Source organism: Variovorax defluvii, from assembly GCF_039541515.1.
GTDB classification, from domain to species: domain Bacteria; phylum Pseudomonadota; class Gammaproteobacteria; order Burkholderiales; family Burkholderiaceae_C; genus Variovorax; species Variovorax defluvii.
In genome coordinates, this window is sequence record NZ_BAABGJ010000080.1 from 386383 (window position 1) to 401340 (window position 14958).

Genomic DNA, 14958 nt, shown 5'->3' on the forward strand with positions numbered 1-14958 from the left:
GCGCTCTGGCCTTGCCGGGCCTGGCGCAGGTTGACTCGATAATACGTCGTCGTTTCACCCCCTAGATCCCATGAAAGATCCCGCCGCCGGTGCGAGCACACTTCCGGTCCGAGGTTACCGACTCGCTGCCGCCACCGGCCTCCACAAGGGAGATCGCCCCTACCAGCAGGACCAGGTCATGATGATGACCCACCCGCGGGCGGCCGGGTGTGTGCTCGGCGTGGTGGCCGACGGCATGGGAGGACGCAGCGGCGGGCGCAAGGCATCGGACCAGGTGCTGATGACGGCCCGCCAGTTGTTCGCCCGCTACAAGCCCGGGCGCGATGAGTCGGTGCAGGTGCTGCGGCAGTTGCTGGAAGATGCCAACACCGTCATCAAGCTGACCGCGATTTCCAGCGAGCAGGAGCCGCACAGCACCCTCGCTGCCTTCCTGATGAACCCCGAGGGCGACTGCGCCTGGATCCATGCCGGCGATTCGCGCATCTACCACTTCCGGCGCGGCGAGTTGATCAAGCGCACCAAGGACCACTCCTACGTGCAGGTCCTGGTGGACCGCGGCGAAATTTCCGAGGACGAGGCCAACATCCATCCCCAAGGCAACATCCTGCTGGGGTGCCTGGGCATGAAGTCCACGCCGCCGCCTGTGGACATCCATTTCGTTCCCAGGCTGGAGCCGGACGACCTTCTGCTGGCCTGCAGCGATGGCTTGTGGCACTACTTCAGGCCTGAAGAGATGGGCCGGGTGCTGGCGCAGCAACCGCCCCGCGTCGCCGCCGAGCTGCTGGTGGCCGAAGCGCGCCGGCGCGCCTGCGGGACCGGCGACAACATCTCGCTGGCCATTCTCAAGCTGGAATCGCTGCCGGAAACCGAAGAGGCGGAAGAGGCCTGAAGAAGCCGTGAACAAAGCCGCCGCGCCGAGCGGCCGCCTTGTTCAGGGCGGGGTCGGCAACGGCGCCGCGCGCGGCTTGGTGTTCTGCGCGTTGCGGCGTTCGAGGTCGAGGCGATGCTTCTCCGCCCGCTCCAGCCGGCGATCGCTGGCCTCGCTCTTGGCCGCCGCTTCGCCGCGGCGCTGGGCGGCCTTGGCCTGCTTCTCGGCGTATTCGCGCTGCTTGCGCTCGAACTGCCGCTGCTTGCCTTCCGCCTCCGCCGCCATGCGCGCGCGGTCTTCGGCATGGTCGGCGGCGCGGCGCTCGCGCTCCTCCTGGGCCTTCAGCGCGCGCTCGCGCTCGGCGGCGGTGTCCTGCGGACGCGGCGTCGTCTTCTTTTCTTCGAGCCGATCGAGCGCAGCCGCGCCCCGGCGTTTGCGCTCGATGTCGTTGATCGACGCCTCCTGGCGCTTGATGTGCTCCGTGTCGGCGCGATAGCGCCGTCGGCTGTCGTCGAGGCAACCCTGGACCGCGAAGGTCTTGTAGCAGGCAGCCTGTTCCTGCGTATGGCGCTGATCCAACGCCTTGCGCTCTTCCGCCAGGCGGGCGCGCTCGGCCTCCACGTCCAGGGTGCCGGCGGTGGCGGTGGTCTGCGCCCACAGCGGCGCCTGCAAGGTGCCGAGGAAGATCAGGAGCAAGGGCAGCAGCTTCTTCATGTAAGACGGGTGTCGACGATGCGGCGCTCCTGCGCGAGGAACTCCTTTGACTGCATCTCGTTGAGCCTGGAGACCGTGCGTGGGAACTCGTGGGCCAGCGGCCCCTCGGTATACAACATCTCGGGCGGCACTTCGGCCGACATGATGAGCTTCACGCGGCGATCGTAGAACACATCCACCAGCCAGGTGAAACGCCGTGCTTCCGAGGCCATGCGCACCGGCATGTGCGGAACGTCGGACAGCAATACCGTGTGGAATTGGCTCGCGATCTCCAGATAGTCGTTCTGCGAGCGGGGGCCGCCGCACAGCGTCTTGAAGTCGAACCAGGCCACGCCGCCCGCCTTGCGCCGCGCCCGGATCTCGCGTGCTTCGATGTGCAGCACGGGATTTTCATCCGCACTTTCGGCCAGGCGCTCGAAGGCGTGGCGCATCTCCCTGTCGGCCTCCGCACCATTGGGCGTGAGGTAGAGCTTCACCTGCTCCAGCGTGCGGCGGCGGTAGTCGGTGCCGTTGTCGACGTTGACCACCTCGAGGCGCTGGTTCAGCAACTCGATCGCCGGCAGGATGCGGTCGCGGTGCAGGCCGCCCGGATAAAGATCGTCCGGCCTGAAGTTCGACGTGGTGACGAAGCCCACGTCGTTGTCGAACAGCGCCACCAGCAACCGGTGCAGGATCATGGCATCGGTGATGTCGGCGACGTGGAACTCGTCGAAGCAGATCAGTTTGTAGCGCCTGGCGATGCGCCGCCCCAGCTCTTCCAGCGGATTGACCGTGCCCTGCAGCTCGGCCAGCTCGCGGTGCACTTCGCGCATGAACTCGTGAAAGTGCAGGCGCGTCTTGCGCCGCAGCGGCACGGCATTGAAGAAGCAGTCCATCAGGAAGCTCTTGCCGCGCCCCACCCCGCCGTACATATAGACGCCGCGCGGGATCTCGGGCCGGTTGATCAGCTTCTTGAAGGCGTTGGAACGCTGGGCCTTGTAGTCGGCCCACTCCTGCGCGCACCGATCGAGCGCTGCCACGGCGCGCAGCTGCGCGGGGTCGCTCTGGAACCCCCGCGCCGCCAGCTCGGCGTCGTACGCTTGCTTGACGCTCAAGGTGTCAGAAGTTCAGCGTGCGCTTGTCCACCGCCAGCGCCGCCTCCTTCGTTGCTTCCGAGAGCGAGGGATGCGCATGGCAGATGCGCGCGATGTCCTCGGCGCTGGCCTTGAACTCCATCGCCACCACGGCCTCGGAAATCAGCTCGCTGGCCATCGGGCCGACGATGTGCACGCCGAGAATCTCGTCCGTGGCCGCATCGGCGAGGAACTTGACCATGCCGGTGGTGTCGCCCAGCGCACGGGCGCGCCCGTTCGCCAGGAAGGGGAAGGTGCCGGCCTTGTAGGCACGCCCCTCGGCCTTGAGCTGCTGCTCGGTCTGGCCGACCCAGGCGATCTCGGGCGAGGTGTAGATCACCCACGGGATGGTGTTGAAGTTCACGTGCCCGTGCTGACCCGCGATGCGCTCGGCCACCGCCACACCCTCTTCTTCGGCCTTGTGGGCCAGCATCGGGCCGCGCACCACGTCGCCGATGGCCCACACGTTGGGCAGGCTGGTCTTGCACTCGTCGTCCACCACGATGGCGCCGCGCTCGTCCAGCTTGAGGCCCACCGCCTCGGTGTTCAGGCCGATGGTGTTGGGAACGCGGCCGATCGACACGATGAGCTTGTCGACCTCCAGCGTCTGGGCTTCGCCCTTGGCGTTGGTCCAGGCCACGCTCACGCCCTTCTTGCTGGTCTTGACCTCGCCGACCTTCACGCCCAGCTCGATCTTCAGGCCCTGCTTGACGAAAGCCTTCTGCGCTTCCTTGGCGATCTGCTCGTCCACCGCGCCCAGGAAGGTGGGCAGCGCTTCGAGCACCGTGACCTCGGCACCGAGGCGGCGCCAGACCGAGCCCATTTCGAGGCCGATCACGCCCGAGCCGATCAGGCCCAGCTTCTTCGGCACGCCGGGGATGCGCAGCGCGCCATCGTTCGAGAGGATGAACTCTTCGTCGAAGGCCGCGCCCGGCAGCGCGCGCGCATTGGAGCCGGTGGCGACGATGATGTGCTTGCCTTCGATGGTCTCTTCGGCCCCGGCCGCGCCCGCGACCTTGATCTCGTAGCCGACGCCGCCGGCCTTCACGAAGGAGCCGCGGCCGTGAAAGGACGTGACCTTGTTCTTCTTGAACAGGTAGGTGATGCCGTCGTTGTTCTGCTTCACCACCGCATCCTTGCGGCCGACCATCTTGGCCAGGTCCAGGCCCAGGCCCTCGACCTGGATGCCGTGGTCGGCGAAGTGCTTGGACGCGTGCTCGAAATGCTCCGAGGATTGCAGCAGTGCCTTGGAGGGAATGCAGCCCACGTTCGTGCAGGTGCCGCCCAGGGCCGGGCCGCCCTTGGCGTTCTTCCACTCGTCGATGCAGGCGACGTTGAAGCCGAGCTGAGCCGCGCGGATCGCCGCGATGTAGCCGCCGGGGCCGCCACCGATGACGACGACGTCGAATTGCTTGTTGGACATCCGTTCCTCCTCAGATGTCGAACAGGAGACGGGCGGGATCTTCCAGCGCTTCCTTCATCGCGACCAGGCCCAGCACGGCCTCGCGGCCATCGATGATGCGGTGGTCGTAGGACATGGCGAGGTAATTCATCGGCCGGACCACGATCTGGCCGTTCTCCACCACCGCGCGGTCCTTGGTGGCATGCACCCCGAGGATCGCCGACTGCGGCGGGTTGATGATGGGCGTGGACAGCATCGAGCCGAACACGCCGCCGTTCGAGATGGAGAAGGTGCCGCCGGTCATCTCTTCGATGCCCAGCTTGCCGTCGCGGGCCTTCTGGCCGTACTCGGCGATCTTCTTTTCGATGTCGGCGAAGCTCATCTGGTCGGCATTGCGCAGGATCGGCACCACCAGGCCGCGCGGCGAGCCCACCGCGATGCCGATGTCGAAGTAGCCGTGGTAGACGATGTCGTTGCCGTCCACCGAGGCGTTGAGCACCGGGTACTTCTTGAGGGCGTGCACCGCGGCCTTCACGAAGAAGCTCATGAAGCCGATCTTGACGCCATGTTCCTTCTCGAACTTCTCCTGGAAGCGCTTGCGCATCTCCATCACCGGGGCCATGTTGACCTCGTTGAAGGTGGTCAGGATGGCGTTGGTGGACTGCGACTGCAGCAGGCGTTCCGCGATGCGGGCGCGCAGGCGGCTCATCGGCACGCGCTCTTCCGGGCGGTCGCCGAGGTCCGGCGCGGCGGCCGGCGAGGCAACCTGCGGCAGAGCCGTCTTCGGCACGCCGGTCGGGATGGCCGCGGGCGCCGCCTTCGCGGTGGCGCCACCGGCGACCGCCGCCAGCACGTCACCCTTGGTGACGCGGCCGTCCCTGCCGGTGCCGCCGACGTCGGCGGTGCTGAGCTTGTTGTCGGCCAGCAGCTTGGCAGCGGCCGGCATGGCGACGTCGGACTTGGCGCCTCCCGTGGCAGCGGCAGCGGCAGTGGCGGCGGCCGGTGCCGCTGCCGGGGCGGCTGCAGGCGCTGCCGGGGCCGCGGCAGGCGCGGCTGCGCCGGCCTTGGCCTCGGTGTCGATCTTCGCGATGACCTGGTCGGCCACGACCGTGGCGCCGTCGGCGGCAACGATCTCGGTCAGCACGCCGGCCGAGGGCGCCGGCACTTCCAGCACGACCTTGTCGGTCTCGATCTCGATCAGGATCTCATCGACGGCGACCGCTTCGCCGGCCTTCTTCTTCCACTGCAGCATCGTGGCTTCGGCCACGGACTCGGACAACTGGGGGACTTTGACTTCAACGATAGACATTTTGGATATTCCGCTTCGTGTTTCTTCGCAGGCTTGGATGTTCTTACTTGGTCAGCACGAAGCCTTTGAGCTTGGCGAAGGCGGCATCCACCAGCGCCTTCTGCTGTTCCTGGTGCAGGTGCGAGTAGCCGACCGCCGGCGACGCCGAGGCGGCGCGGCCCGCGTAGCCGAGCTTCTGGCCTTCCTGCAGGTTTTCGTGGATGTTGTGCTGCACGAAGAACCAGGCGCCCTGGTTCTGCGGCTCGTCCTGGCACCACACCACGTCGACGAGGTTGGGGTACTTCTTGAGTTCGGCGCCGAAGGCCTTGTGGGGGAAGGGGTAGAGCTGCTCGACGCGGATGATCGCCACGTCGTCGCTGCCCTTCTCCTCGCGCTTCTTCGCCAGGTCGTAGTAGACCTTGCCCGAGCAGGCGATCACGCGCTTGACCTTCTCGGCCTTGAGGTCCTTGCTGTCGGGAATGACGGTCTGGAAGCTGCCCTTGGTGAACTCGGACAGCGGCGAGGTCGCGTCCTTGTTCCGCAGCAGCGACTTCGGCGTCATGATGACCAGCGGCTTGCGCAGGTTGCGCACCATCTGGCGGCGCAGCACGTGGAAGATCTGGCTGGCCGTGGTCGGCTGCACGATCTGGATGTTGGTATCGGCCGACAGCTGCATGAAGCGCTCCAGGCGCGCCGAGCTGTGCTCGGGGCCCTGCCCTTCGTAGCCGTGCGGCAGCATCAGCGTGATGCCGTTGACGCGGCCCCACTTCACCTCGCCCGAGGCGATGAACTGGTCGATCACCACCTGCGCGCCGTTGGCGAAGTCGCCGAACTGCGCTTCCCAGATCACGAGCGTGTTCGGGTCGTTGGAGGCGTAGCCGTATTCGAAGGCCAGCACCGCTTCTTCGGACAGGATGGAGTCGATGACGACGAAGGGCGCCTGGTTCTCGGCGACGTTCTGAAGCGGGACGTAAGTGCCCTCGTCGAACTTCTCCCGGTTCTGGTCGTGCAGCACGGCGTGGCGGTGGGTGAAGGTGCCGCGGCCGCTGTCCTCGCCCGACAGGCGCACCGGGTAGCCGCTGGCCACCAGCGAGGCGAAGGCCATGTGCTCACCCATGCCCCAATCGACGTTGATCTCGCCGCGGCCCATGGCGGCACGGTCGTCCAGCACCTTCTTCACCAGCGGGTGCACGGTGAAGTTCTCGGGCGCCTTGGTGATGCGCTCGGCCAGGCGCTTCCACTCGGCCAGCGGAATGGCCGTATCGCCGGCGTCGGTCCACTTCTTGTTGAGGAAGGGGCTCCAGTCGACCGCGTACTTGCTCTTGAAGTTGGTCAGCACCGGGTTGACCGTGTTCTTGCCGGCGTCGAAGGCGGCGCGCTGCGCCTTCACCAGGTCGTCGCCGAGGGTGTCGCCCAGGCCCTGCGTGGCCAGCTTGTCGGCATAGAGCTTGCGGGTGCCGGGGTGGGCGCTGATCTTCTTGTACATCAGCGGCTGGGTCAGCGAGGGGGTGTCCTGCTCGTTGTGGCCCAGCTTGCGGAAGCAGACGATGTCGACCACCACGTCCTTCTGGAATTCCATGCGGAACTCCAGGGCGAGCTGGGTCGCCAGCACCACGGCTTCGGGATCGTCGCCGTTCACGTGCAGCACCGGCGCCTCGATCATCTTGACGATGTCGGTGCAGTAGAGCGTCGAGCGGCTGTCGCGCGGGTCGCTGGTGGTGAAGCCGATCTGGTTGTTGATGACGATGTGCACCGTGCCGCCGGTGGAGTAGCCACGGGTCTCGGCCAGCGCCAGCGTCTCCATCACCACGCCCTGGCCGGCGAAGGCGGCGTCGCCGTGGACGATCACGGGCAGCACCTGCTTGCCTTGAGGATCGGCGCGGCGGTCCATGCGGGCGCGCACCGAGCCTTCGACCACCGGGTTCACGATCTCCAGGTGCGAAGGGTTGAAAGCCAGGCTCAGGTGCACCGGGCCGCCGGGGGTGGAGACATCGGAGCTGAAGCCCTGGTGGTACTTGACGTCACCGCTGGGCAGGTCTTCCGGCGCCGTGTGGTCGAACTCGGCGAACAGGTCGGCCGGCATCTTGCCCAGAGAATTGACCAGCACGTTCAGGCGGCCGCGGTGAGCCATGCCGATCACGATCTCCTGCACGCCCTTGGTGCCGGCCAGGTTGATCAGCTCGTCCATGGAGACGATGAAGCTCTCGCCGCCTTCCAGCGAGAAGCGCTTCTGGCCGACGTACTTGGTGTGGAGGAAGCGCTCCAGGCCCTCTGCCGCCGTCAGGCGTTCGAGCACGTGCTTCTTCTGCTCGGTCGAGAGCTTGGGATTGGTACGGGCGCTCTCGAGCTTCTGCTGCCACCAGCGCTTCTGGCCCTGGTCGGTCATGTACATGTACTCGGCGCCGATGGTGCCGCAGTAGGTTTCGCGCAGTGCGTTGAGCAGGTCGCGCAGCGACATCGTGTCGCGGCCGAAGAAGGTGTTGCTCGTGTTGAACACCGTCTCCAGGTCGCCGTCGCTGAAGCCGTAGAAGGAAGGCTCCAGCTCGGGGATGGCGGGACGCTCGGTGCGCTTGAGCGGGTCGAGGTCGGCCCAGCGGGCACCGACGTTGCGGTAGGCGGCGATCAGCTGCTGGACCGCAGTGCGCTGGCGGCCGAGCTCGGAGTCGGCGTCGCTGGACGGCGCCGCGCGCATGGTGCCCAGCTTGGCGCGCTCGGCGAAGGCGTTGATGACCGGCTGGTGCGGGACGTCACGCGTGGTGCTGCCGTCGGTGGCCGGCACGTGCTGCAGCGCGTCGAAGTAGGCGCGCCAGTTGTCGGGGACGCTGCCGGGGTTGGCGAGATAGTTCTCGTACATCTCTTCGACATAGGGCGCGTTGCCGCCGAAGAGGTAGGTGTTGCCTTGGTAGGCGTGATAGATGGACGCGGAGGACGTCGAATCGCTCATGTTGCGCTGACCTTCGCTCCCCTGGGGGAAGCATTAGCTGGTTAAGAAACCTTCCGCGACACGGCTGAACCGGTTGGCGGATGCGACTGTGGCTGGGAAGGGCCCGAGTACCGCGCGATTGTGCCACGGTCGATAGGGGGCGACGCCGCGCGCCGCCACAAGCCCTTGCTCGATGAATTGAAAGAAGGCCCGGCGCCTACCTGGAAACGTCGACCGACTGCCGGATCTGCTGCAGCGCCGAGGGGTCTTCGATGGTGGTCAGGTCGCCCGGATCGCGCCCCTCGCACACGGCCTGGATGGCCCGGCGCAGCAGCTTGCCGCTGCGCGTCTTGGGCAGCACGCTCACGAAATGCACCCGCGAGGGTCGCGCCAGCGCACCGAGCTGGTCGGACACCTGCTTCATGACCTCGCCTTCCAGCACCAGGGCGGCCTGGGCATCGCCCAGTACCGCGCCATCGCGCGGCACCACGAAGGCCATCGCCACCTGCCCCTTGAGGTTGTCGGCCACGCCCACGACCGCGACCTCGGCCACCTTGGCATGGCCGGAGATGCTTTCCTCGATCTCGCGCGTGCCCAGGCGGTGGCCGGCCACGTTGATGACGTCGTCGGTGCGACCGAGGATGTAGTAGTAGCCGTCGGCGTCGCGGATGCCCCAGTCGAAGGTGGAGTAAACCATCTTGCCCCGCACACTCTTCCAATAGGTGTTGACGAAGCGCTCGTCGTCCTTCCACACCGTCTGCATGAAGCCCGGCGGCGTCGGCCCCTCGATCACCACCACGCCCTTCTCGTTGGGGCCGGTCAGTTCCTCGCCGGTCGACTCGTTCAGGATCTTGACCTTGTAGCCGTACATCGGAACGCCGGGGCTGCCGAAGCGACTCGGCGTGGGCTCCACGCCGTTGGCCACCGTGAGGATGGGCCAGCCCGATTCGGTCTGCCAGTAGTTGTCGATGATGGGCACGCGCAGGCCCTCGCTGATCCAGCGCGCGGTGGGCTCGTCCAGCGGTTCGCCCGCCAGGAATAGCGCGCGCAGGCTGGAGAGGTCGTATTTCTTCAGCAGCGCCGGGTCCTGCTTCTTGAGCACGCGCACCGCGGTCGGGGCGCTGAACATCACGGTGACCTTGTACTTCTCGACGAGTTGCCACCAGATGCCGCCGTCGGGCTGCCGGTCCAGTCCCTGCGTGGGCAGGCCCTCGTACATGATCGTCGCCATGCCGGCGATCAGCGGGCCATAGACGATGTAGCTGTGGCCGACGACCCAGCCGATGTCGCTGGTGGAGAAGTAGGTCTCGCCGGCATGGCCGTCGAAGATGTGCTTCATGCTGGCCGCCAGCGCCACCGCATACCCGCCGACGTCGCGCTGGACACCCTTGGGCCGGCCCGTGGTGCCGCTGGTGTAGATGGTGTAGCTGATGTCGGTCGCGTCCAGCCAGGTGCAGGGGACCTGCGCGTCCCGGTGCTTCTCGAGCAGGGGCGCCGCGAGGTGGTCGCGCCCTTCGGTGAGATCCATCGGCGCCAGGCCGCGATCGAACAGCAGCACCGCATCGGGCTTGTGGGCCGACAGGCGAAGGGCCTCGTCCAGCAGCGGCTTGTACGCGATCACCTTGCCGCCGCGCGAACCGGCATCGGCACTGACGACCACCTTGGGCGTGGCGTCCTCGATGCGCGAGGCCAGCGAACCGCTCGCAAACCCGCCGAAGACCACGCAATGGATCGCGCCTAGCCGCGCGCAGGCCAGCATGGTGAAGGCGGCCTCGGCAATCATGGGCATGTAGATCAGCACGCGATCGCCCTTCCCCACCCCCAGCGAAACCAGAGTGGCCGCGACGCGCTGCACCTGCCCTTGCAGCTCGCGGAAGCTGTACGTGCGCTCGGTCCCGGTCTCGGTGGAGACGGCAATCAGGGCGGGCTGGTCGGCCCGCTCGGCCAGGTGGCGATCCACCGCGTTGTGGCACAGGTTGGTGGTGCCGCCGACGAACCAGCGCGCGAACGGCGGCCGGCTATCGTCGAGGATCTGCCGCGGCGGCGTCTGCCAATCGATCAGCTTGGCCTGCTCGGCCCAGAAGGCCTCCGGCGATTCGATGGAGTGGCGATAAAAGGCGGCATAACTCATGGGCTCGTCTCCTGTGCCGGGACCCGGCTGGCCGAAACTGAATTCATAATTATGAGGCTCTGCCTTGCAGTTTGCTGACAGAACTCGAAGCGGCGGTGCGGTGCGAGCGAATAGAGGCCTGCGGACCCGGGCGCAAGGAGACGGTCGAGCTGAAGCTACCCGAGGGCGTTCGCTACCGTGCCGCGCTCGCGTCGCCGAAGGAGTCCGTCGTGCGTTCCAAGACGGAAGAAGGAGCGCTCAGCCGACGTTGCGCCCCGCGCCGGACCAGTACGGCGCACGCAGCGCCTTCTTGTCGACCTTGCCGTGCGGCAGCCGCGGCAACTGCGCCACGAAGTCGACCGACTGCGGCCGCTTGTAAGAGGCCATGTGCAGGCGGCAGTGGGCGATGACCTCGCTCTGCGACAGCTGCGCGCCGTCCTGCAGGATCACGAAGGCCTTGACGGCTTCGCCCCACTTGGCGTCGGGCACGCCGATCACTGCGGCATCGTGGATGGCCGGGTGCAGCAGCAGCGTCTCCTCTACCTCGCGGCAGTAGATGTTCTCGCCGCCGGAGATCACCATGTCCTTCTTGCGGTCCACGATGTAGAGGAAGCCGTCCTCGTCGACGCTGCCGAGGTCGCCCGTGAGCAGCCAGCCGCCGCGGATCGCGTCGGCGGTGGCCTGCGGGTTGCCGAAGTAGCCGCTCATCATCGAGGCCGACCGCACCGCGACCTCGCCGATCGCACCGGGAGCCGCGTCTTCGCCCCGGTCGTCGAGGATGCGGATACCCACGCCCGGATACGGCTGCCCCGCCGAACGCAGGCGGCGCCTCGCGACCTCGTCGCCTTCGAGCTCCTGCTGGTAGGGCAGCAGCATCGAGGAGATGATGTGCTCGGTCATGCCGTACAGCTGCGTGAAGATGGGACCGAACGCGGCCACGGCGCGCCGCAGGTTGGCTTCAGGCACCGGGGCCGAGCCGTAGTGGATGTCGCGCATGCTCGACAGGTCGTGCCGCTCACGCGCCGGATGGTCGACCAGCATGTTCACCATGACCGGCGCCAGGTGCGCCATGGTCACGCGCTCAGACGCCACCGTCTCGAAGAAGGACTCGGGCGTGAAGGAAGGCAGCACGATGACCGAGCCGCCCATGGCCTGCAGCGCCAGCCATTCGATTCGCGCGCCGATGTGAAACAGGGGCATGACCACCGCCAGCCGATCCGTCGGCCGTTCTCCGGCCTGGCAGGCAATGGTTCCCGCCGCGTGCATCAGCGCACCGTGGCTCCACTGCACGCCCTTGGGAACGCCTGTCGTGCCGCTGGTGTAGATGATGTTGGCGATGTCGTCCGGCCCAGGTGGCGCGACCGGTGGCGCGTCCGACTCCGCGCCGGCGAGCAGCGCTTCGTACTCGACCGCGCCGTTCACAGCGGCGTCGAAGGTCACGAGCGCAAGCCCGGGCAGCACCGCGGCGAGCTCGCGCGCCGTCTCGGCATTGCCGCCGTCGAAGAACAGCACCGACGGCCTGCAGTCGAGCGCGACCCTGACCAGCTCCTGGACCGACAGGCGCCAGTTGAAGGGCGTCGAGATCATGCCTGCGCACTCGGCGGCGCCGAAAGCCTCGAGGATTTCGCTACGGTTCTGCGAGAGGATCGCCACGCGGTCACCGCGCGCGAGTCCCAACGCGCCGAGAACGCGCGCCAGCTTCCAGATGCGTCGCGCGTGTTCCAGGTGGGTGTAGCGCCGCCCGTTGCTGACCACGGCCAGCCTTCCCCCATGAAGACGCGCGTTGCGCTCGATCAGTGCGGCCAGTGTCGTCTCCATGGCTTCACTCCGGCTTGAGGCCTGCGTCGGCCACGAGCTTGCCGGCCTTGATGTGCGGCAGCGCAGCCGCCTGTGACGCGAAGAGCACCTGGATGTCGCCACCGATCAGCGCGGGAATGATCTCGGCTACGCCCTTACAGGGGATGTGCCTGATGTCGGTGCCGGTGCCGGCACGCCAGGCTTCGGCCGCGAGGTGCGCGCTGCTGCCGCGGCCGAAGGAGCCGTCGTTGCACTTGCCCTGCGTGGCCTTGAGCACCACGAGCTTGACGGGCTGCGTCGGCCACGCGGGCTGCGCGTGCGAGGGCAGCGCCATGAAGACGCCGAGCGCTGCCACCGGCAGGCGCGCGATGAACGGGCAAAGCTTTGCCATCTCAAAATCTCCTGTTCGCTGAAAAACTAGGCCGCGGCGGCGAGCGTGACCATGAGGCCGCTGGTGCCCTGCTGGGCGACGGCGCCGTCCTGCTTGACCAGTCGGATGCGGCGCTCCAGCACGCCGACCTTCCCGCCCTGGGGCACGCCCAGGCCGGTGAGCTCTACCTCCACGTGCACCGTGTCGCCGATGAAGAGCGGCGCGAGGAAGCGCCAGCCGTCGACGCCGGTGGCGGCCACCACGGGTTCGCGCAGCTGTGGCAGTTCGGTCGCCATCGCCACGGCGATCGCGATCCCGAAAGTCCCGTGGAAAAGCCGTTGCCCGAAACGGGCCGAGCGGCTGTACTCGGCATCGACATGGATCGGATGGCGGTCGCCGGTGAGCATCGCGAAGAGCGACAGCTCCGTCTCGGTCAACGTCCGGCCCCCGCTGCGCCACGCCTGGCCGACCTGCAGGTCGGCCCAGCCCAGCGGCGCGCTCACGGCTGCCCCTCGTCCCGCAGCGTCTCGTGGCCTTCGAGGCCGGGCCGATACTTGCCCGCGACGAAGTCGTCGGCCGCACCGCCGATCCAGGTGGTGTTCTGCACCTTCTCCAGCTCCCATCCCTTCGCGTTGACGTAGCTGATGGAAGCGTCCCAGCTCATTTCGAGGGCGTAGCGGTAGCTCTCCTTGGCACCCTTGAGCGCCCAGGCGTCCTTGGCCGCGATCTCGCGGGCGACCTGCATCGTTTCGGCACGCAGCGATTCGCGCGGGAAGGACGCATTCACGAGGCCGATCTCCGCGGCCTTACGGCCGTCGAAATTGCGGCCGGTGAGCGCGTAGAGCATCGCGTCGCGCGGCCGCATGAGGTTGGCCATGGACTTGGCGACGGCACCGCCGGGCAGCATGCGGAAGTTGATCTCGGACAGGCCGAACTGCGCATCGTCCGCGGCGAACGCCAGGTCGCAGCCTTCCACGTTGGCAAAGCCGCCACCGAAGCACCAGCCGTTGACCATCGCGATGGTCGGCTTGGGATAGAAGCGCAAGGTGCGCCCGCGCCACTCCGAGGCGACGCGCTCCACGCGGTCGTAGGCGTGCGGCTTGTCCTTGAGCGCGACGAAGAACTCCTTGATGTCCATGCCGGCGCAGAAGGAGTCGCCCGCGCCGGTGAACACGAGCACGCGCACGCTGTCGTCGTAGCGCAGCGCCTCCAGCAGGTGCGTCATTTCGTCGTGCATGCGCGGGTTCATGCAGTTCTTCTTGTGCGGCCGGTTGAGGGTGATCGTCGCGACGCCGTCCTCGACGTCCAGCAGGATGGTTTCGTAGTCCATGGGAAAGTCCTCGGGTGATTTCAATCGACGGTGGCGCCGGAGCGCTTGACGGCCTCGGGCCAACGCACCAGGTCGGCCTTGAGCTGCGCGGTGAACTGCTCCGGCGTGGTGGTCCAGGGCTCGGCGCCCTGCCCGGCGAGCTTGGCCTTGATGTCCTCGTCGCCCCATGCCTTGGCGATTTCGAGGCTGATGCGATCGATCACCGCGCGCGGCGTGCCGGCCGGCGCGAGCAGGCCGAACCAGGGGGTCGCATCGAAGCCGGGGATGCCCGACTCGGCGACCGTGGGAAGGTCGGGCAGCACCGGACTGCGCCGCAGGCTCGAAACGGCGAGCGCCTTCAGCTTGCCGGCCCTGACGTGCGGCATCACCGTCGGCACGGTGAAGAACAGCATCTGCACCTGCCCGCCGATCAGGTCGGTGACGGCCTGCGGACCGCCGCGGTAAGGCACGTGCGTGAGCTGGATGCCGGCGGCGTGCTGGAGCATCTCGCCGGCCAGGTGGCCGGTCGAGCCGTTGCCGCCGGAGGCGAACAGTATCTTGCCGGGCCTGGCCTTGGCCGCTGCGATCAGCTCGGCGACGCTGTTCACGCCCAGCGACGGGTGGACGACCAGCACGTTGGGCGCCTGCGCCAGCATCGTGATCGGCGCGAAGTCCTTCAGGGTGCCGAAGTTGACCTTCTTGTACAGCGCGGGGTTGATCGTCAGGTTGGGGGTGCTGCCCAGCAGCAGCGTCTGGCCGTCCGCGGGCGCGCGCGCCACGGCTTCGGTGGCGATGTTGCCGTTCGCGCCGACGCGGTTGTCGATCACGACCGGCACCTTCAGCTGCGCCGAGAGCCGGTCACCGGCCAGGCGCGCGACGAAGTCGGCGGTGCCGCCTGCGGGGAAAGGCACGACGAGCTTGATGGGTCCGTTCGGAAATGTCTCGGCCAAGGCGGGCGCTGTACGCGCCAGCGCGGAGGCGGCGAGCGCGAGCATGAATCGGCGGCGGTTGGTCATGGTGGAACTCCGGATGTCGTTGGCAAGCGGCAGGTGGCAGATGGCAGGT

General features: G+C 67.4%; 12 protein-coding genes. 1 reads left to right on the plus strand and 11 read right to left on the minus strand.

The annotated features are described in order from the left end of the window. Positions 1–70 precede the first annotated feature (70 nt). Positions 71–889 (plus strand): PP2C family protein-serine/threonine phosphatase, encoded by an 819-nt coding sequence (locus tag ABEA07_RS24685; protein ID WP_345541197.1) that lies wholly within the window; start codon positions 71–73, stop codon positions 887–889. 42 nt (positions 890–931) lie between these two features. Here the strand turns inward: ABEA07_RS24685 and ABEA07_RS24690 are convergent, their stop codons facing one another. From ABEA07_RS24690 to ABEA07_RS24740, 11 genes are all read right to left on the minus strand, one after another. Next, complete coding sequence (locus ABEA07_RS24690) at positions 932–1582, minus strand: hypothetical protein (protein WP_345541198.1); 651 nt, start codon at positions 1580–1582, stop codon at positions 932–934. After that, on the minus strand, positions 1579–2676 hold the full coding sequence (zapE, locus tag ABEA07_RS24695) for a cell division protein ZapE (protein WP_345541199.1): 1098 nt from the start codon (positions 2674–2676) through the stop codon (positions 1579–1581). Before zapE ends, ABEA07_RS24690 begins: the two co-directional genes overlap by 4 nt. Before the next feature lie 4 nt (positions 2677–2680). Then, positions 2681–4117 (minus strand): dihydrolipoyl dehydrogenase, encoded by a 1437-nt coding sequence (gene lpdA / locus ABEA07_RS24700; RefSeq protein WP_345541200.1) that lies wholly within the window; start codon positions 4115–4117, stop codon positions 2681–2683. 10 nt (positions 4118–4127) lie between these two features. Next, a complete protein-coding gene (gene odhB / locus ABEA07_RS24705; RefSeq protein ID WP_345541202.1) occupies positions 4128–5405 on the minus strand; it encodes a 2-oxoglutarate dehydrogenase complex dihydrolipoyllysine-residue succinyltransferase in 1278 nt (425 codons plus the stop codon). Between the two features lie 43 nt (positions 5406–5448). Further along, positions 5449–8328, minus strand: a complete 2880-nt coding sequence (locus ABEA07_RS24710) for a 2-oxoglutarate dehydrogenase E1 component (protein WP_345541204.1) — start codon at positions 8326–8328, stop codon at positions 5449–5451. Positions 8329–8524: 196 nt separating this feature from the next. Further along, on the minus strand, positions 8525–10438 hold the full coding sequence (locus ABEA07_RS24715) for a propionate--CoA ligase (RefSeq protein WP_345541205.1): 1914 nt from the start codon (positions 10436–10438) through the stop codon (positions 8525–8527). 237 nt (positions 10439–10675) lie between these two features. Continuing rightward, a complete protein-coding gene (locus tag ABEA07_RS24720; protein WP_345541206.1) occupies positions 10676–12235 on the minus strand; it encodes a class I adenylate-forming enzyme family protein in 1560 nt (519 codons plus the stop codon). 4 nt (positions 12236–12239) lie between these two features. Then, complete coding sequence (locus tag ABEA07_RS24725; protein WP_345541207.1) at positions 12240–12605, minus strand: tripartite tricarboxylate transporter substrate-binding protein; 366 nt, start codon at positions 12603–12605, stop codon at positions 12240–12242. Between the two features lie 26 nt (positions 12606–12631). Beyond that, positions 12632–13087, minus strand: a complete 456-nt coding sequence (locus ABEA07_RS24730) for a MaoC/PaaZ C-terminal domain-containing protein (RefSeq protein WP_345541208.1) — start codon at positions 13085–13087, stop codon at positions 12632–12634. Continuing rightward, the gene (locus tag ABEA07_RS24735; protein ID WP_345541210.1) at positions 13084–13914 is read right to left on the minus strand and encodes a p-hydroxycinnamoyl CoA hydratase/lyase; all 831 of its coding nucleotides are present in this window, start codon (positions 13912–13914) and stop codon (positions 13084–13086) included. The genes ABEA07_RS24730 and ABEA07_RS24735 overlap by 4 nt, the downstream gene beginning before the upstream one ends. Before the next feature lie 20 nt (positions 13915–13934). Continuing rightward, positions 13935–14909 carry a tripartite tricarboxylate transporter substrate binding protein gene (locus tag ABEA07_RS24740; RefSeq protein ID WP_345541212.1) on the minus strand — a complete coding sequence of 325 codons (975 nt, stop codon included), beginning with the start codon at positions 14907–14909 and terminating at the stop codon, positions 13935–13937. Between the last annotated feature and the right edge of the window lie 49 nt (positions 14910–14958).